The sequence below is a fragment of the Kluyvera huaxiensis genome, from assembly GCF_040149365.1.
GTDB lineage: Bacteria > Pseudomonadota > Gammaproteobacteria > Enterobacterales > Enterobacteriaceae > Kluyvera > Kluyvera intermedia_A.
Window position 1 is genome coordinate 1 of the sequence record NZ_JBEFLV010000050.1, and the last position, 1,198, is coordinate 1,198.

General features: G+C 52.6%; 1 rRNA gene. It reads left to right on the forward strand.

The window, feature by feature from the left end:
• Window positions 1–1,173 (forward strand): 23S ribosomal RNA (locus ABOC97_RS23845); the annotation flags it as partial.
• Window positions 1,174–1,198 lie beyond the last annotated feature (25 nt).

Below are 1,198 nucleotides of genomic sequence, written 5' to 3' on the forward strand. Positions count from 1 at the left end.
CATGGAGCTGAAATCAGTCGAAGATACCAGCTGGCTGCAACTGTTTATTAAAAACACAGCACTGTGCAAACACGAAAGTGGACGTATACGGTGTGACGCCTGCCCGGTGCCGGAAGGTTAATTGATGGGGTTAGCGGCAACGCGAAGCTCTTGATCGAAGCCCCGGTAAACGGCGGCCGTAACTATAACGGTCCTAAGGTAGCGAAATTCCTTGTCGGGTAAGTTCCGACCTGCACGAATGGCGTAATGATGGCCAGGCTGTCTCCACCCGAGACTCAGTGAAATTGAACTCGCTGTGAAGATGCAGTGTACCCGCGGCAAGACGGAAAGACCCCGTGAACCTTTACTATAGCTTGACACTGAACACTGGTCCTTGATGTGTAGGATAGGTGGGAGGCTTTGAAGCGTGGACGCCAGTCTGCGTGGAGCCAACCTTGAAATACCACCCTTTAATGGCTGGTGTTCTAACGTAGACCCGTAATCCGGGTTGCGGACAGTGTCTGGTGGGTAGTTTGACTGGGGCGGTCTCCTCCTAAAGAGTAACGGAGGAGCACGAAGGTTAGCTAATCCTGGTCGGACATCAGGAGGTTAGTGCAATGGCATAAGCTAGCTTGACTGCGAGAGTGACGGCTCGAGCAGGTGCGAAAGCAGGTCATAGTGATCCGGTGGTTCTGAATGGAAGGGCCATCGCTCAACGGATAAAAGGTACTCCGGGGATAACAGGCTGATACCGCCCAAGAGTTCATATCGACGGCGGTGTTTGGCACCTCGATGTCGGCTCATCACATCCTGGGGCTGAAGTAGGTCCCAAGGGTATGGCTGTTCGCCATTTAAAGTGGTACGCGAGCTGGGTTTAGAACGTCGTGAGACAGTTCGGTCCCTATCTGCCGTGGGCGCTGGAGAATTGAGGGGGGCTGCTCCTAGTACGAGAGGACCGGAGTGGACGCATCACTGGTGTTCGGGTTGTCATGCCAATGGCATTGCCCGGTAGCTAAATGCGGAAAAGATAAGTGCTGAAAGCATCTAAGCACGAAACTTGCCCCGAGATGAGTTCTCCCTGACTCCTTGAGAGTCCTGAAGGAACGTTGAAGACTACGACGTTGATAGGCTGGGTGTGTAAGTGTAGCGATACATTGAGCTAACCAGTACTAATGAACCGTGAGGCTTAACCTTACAACGCCAAAGATGTTTTGGTGAA